Source organism: Mucilaginibacter sp. (genome assembly GCF_036383575.1).
GTDB lineage: Bacteria > Bacteroidota > Bacteroidia > Sphingobacteriales > Sphingobacteriaceae > Mucilaginibacter.
Map to the genome: position 1 here is coordinate 1 of NZ_DASVOB010000847.1, position 3,167 is coordinate 3,167.

Annotated in this window: 3 protein-coding genes; all 3 read right to left on the bottom strand. The window is 44.0% G+C overall.

Annotation, left to right across the window (positions count from 1 at the left end):
* The coding region (locus tag VF500_RS29810; RefSeq protein ID WP_330863143.1) for a sugar-binding domain-containing protein at positions 1-800 on the bottom strand (800 nt) is incomplete at its 3' end.
* Between the two features lies 1 nt (position 801).
* Entirely contained in the window at positions 802-1,641 is an 840-nt protein-coding gene (locus VF500_RS29815; RefSeq protein WP_330863144.1) for an ATP-binding protein, read from the bottom strand.
* 28 nt (positions 1,642-1,669) lie between these two features.
* On the bottom strand, positions 1,670-3,167 hold a 1,498-nt coding region (locus tag VF500_RS29820), incomplete at its 5' end, for a hypothetical protein (RefSeq protein WP_330863145.1).

A 3,167-nucleotide genomic window follows, 5' to 3' on the forward strand; every position in this document is an offset into this window, starting at 1 on the left:
AATGAACCAATGGGTAATTCCCCCGCAGTAGATGATAAATTATATTTTGATTGCTGAATAACCTTACCCTGCGGATCAATGATTTTGATATCTCCCTCGGCAGCATTGATATTTTCGGGATCATAGATCCGGATACCTACATTTAAGCTGCCTTGTTTACCATCTTTATCAACGGCTGCTTTGGCAAAAACTTTATCGAACGATACAGCCGGTGTGTATACTAAATTGAGATAACGGTAAAGACCGCCATACACCGTAAAGTCCGACAAACGGGAAGGAATACTTTCCAAATCGCGCGAGTTATCACATCTTATCTCGATGGGTACATTGCCTTTAAATTGAGTTTGGCAGATCTCCGTTTTCTTAAAATCCTCAACAGCCTTTGTTAGATCTACCGTCCATTCATCATACCCGCCCAGGTGCGAGCCTACCTTCGTATTATAAATGTAAACATCCGTCTTTTGCCCGGCGCCTTCAAAATGCAATAGTGTACGCCCTCCCGTATACGGATTATTAATGTTCACCTGGGTACGGTACCATCCCGGACCCTGATAATAGTTTACATCGGGGTCAACCGCGTCACGGGCATTAAAACAATGCGGAAGCGTTACCTGCTGCCAGTGGGGAACATCATGCGGAATGCCCTTATCTTCCGGACGGATAGCTTCCCAAATGCCGCCTAAATCCCGTTGTATAAATTCCCAGCCGGCATTTAAGCGGGTGCTTTGCTGCGCGAATAATGGATTAGTACTTAAAACACAGATCATTATTAAATACAGTTTCAGATTTTTAAACTGCATATTAACGGGTGATTAGTTTATAAGCCACTACCTTTTTTCCGAAAAACGTGGGCACATACAAAATATGGTTAGCGGTATCGTAACCCAAATCGGCAGTATTCATCTTTTGCACCTCCGAATCAAGCAGGGTTTCTATTTTGCCATCGGCTGTTACGTAAAATATATGGCCCGACCAGCAGGTGATCAGGAAATCGCCATTACCAACAGGTTCAAGCCCGTCGCCTCCGCAACTCAGCGTGGTAATTTGCGTTAGATTACCTTTACTGTCCGCTTTCATGAACTTCGGCCCGCCAAGGATATAAAGATCATTACCAATAGCTTTAAGGCCGTTTACACCATTTACATTGGTTAAAAAAGTAGTAACCTTACCCTTTTCAATCCGGTGGATCTTTTTGGTTTTACTATCGGATACGTAAACAATTCCTTTTTCATCCACAGTGATATCATTTAACATTTTTGCGCTGTCAACCGGGATCTTATTAATCACTTTGCCCGTTTTAATATCAATAACTGCCACTTCCGACAGATCGGCTGCATACAGTTGATCGCCAACCCGTCCAAGGCCCTTGGGTGAGTTTAAGCCGGTGGTAAAATCAAGATCGATGATCTTTCCATCCAATCCGATCTTTGCAACCCCGCCTTTACCGTCAACAGCGCTGGGGTTTCCTTCAATTTCCGATACATATAAAATTTTCTTTTTAAAATCAGGTAAAACCGATTCTGGGATTCGTACAACGGTATCAGTTTCCCAAAGTTTTTCCAGTTGATGGGTTTGCGCAAAAGCACCCTGTACCATAAATGCCATTAAAACAGGCAATGTGCATTTTAATATTTTTTTCATAGCGGTTTGTTTTATATCAAGATACAGTTTACAACACAACTGCCTGTGTGCCACCATCAGTTATTCTGTATTTAATTACTTTACTACCCTCAGTAATGGAGATAAGCAGTTTCCCTTTACTTTGCCGTGAAACCTGCAGATTAAAAACATGGCCGAATGCATGTATATTATTCAAAGCCATCTCGTTCCATCCGTTTGGCAAACGGGGGGTACAATCAAAATTGCAAAAACCTGTTGGCCTGATGCCGAATAAGCCTTCGGTAAAAATCCGGCAGTAAAGTCCGCTCTCAGCCGATAAATGTCTTTGATTACCTTCAGGATAAGCTTCTACCGGGTAAGGGACATGTTCACCCAGTAACCGTCTGCGCGAATAATATCGAAGGTATTCCATTGCCTTTTCTGTTTTACCCGCCTGCAATACACCACGAAGCGCATACAGGGTTGAACGGTCCCAAAAGGTTTCTTTACCGGCCTGCGTTGCTAAACCATCGGCAGTCCACAGGCGGGGCGAAAACAGCGCATTGATGGTTCCCTCGCTCCTATCTAAAATACCCATGGTAAGCGGCAGGCAGATCCAGGCGCGTAATACATCATTAGTTTCATAGTATTTATAGGTTTCAAAGCCATCTATCGTTGCACCGAAGTACTTTTCAATAGTACCTTTAAGCGTCGCGGCCTGTTTTAAATATTCATCTGTTTGTGCTTTTGGCTGATGTAATTGCTTGCCAAGGTATGCTGCAGAGATCAACGCATCATAATAAAGGCTATTAGTTGAAAGGTTGGCTTTACCAGATGGAAAGCGCCCTTCCAGTTCATCATGGTCTGAAAGAACAACTCCCTGCTCATTCAACTTCCGGTGACTAAATTCAAGGCACCAGGTAATGAGCGGCCACAGTTTTTTGGCAGAATCCGGTTTGCCATAAGTTAATGCATATCTTGATGCACCATAAGCTATCATGGCCTGATCGCCCCGGTCTCCTGCCCCTTTCCATACGGCATCGCCCTCAGCTACTATTGAACTGGGGATAGGTTTATACTCCGGGTTCATGTACTTTGCAAACAACCGGTAACAGTTCATGGCTGACAGGTTGCCGATACTATCTCCCGAAAAAGCAAAAAACGGACTTATATATTCAGCCTGATCATTTGCCCAGATGGCGGCATAATAAGCAAGTCCGCCGGGTCCATGCAGGTAACCGACCTTGGTTTTGTAAATGCTTTCTGTTCCCCTGATCTTGGCAAAAGCGAACGCTGTGTTCAATAAGGTATCCGGCGTTTTTAATTGTAGTGGTGATAAAATGGTATTTATACGGCTTTCTCGGGCCTCTTCTTCAGCATCAGCGTCAATTTTAATCGGTTGGGCAGGAAAATCCGTAGCGAGGTAATAAACTGAAAAGGTGGTATTTGCTCCGGGTTGTACTACCCTGCTGCCATGATCAACGGAACCCATGATCACCGAATGGGGCTTTACCTTACTTTTTGCGCTATCCGTCCGTACTTCACGGCGCAAATATTCCATGCTAACA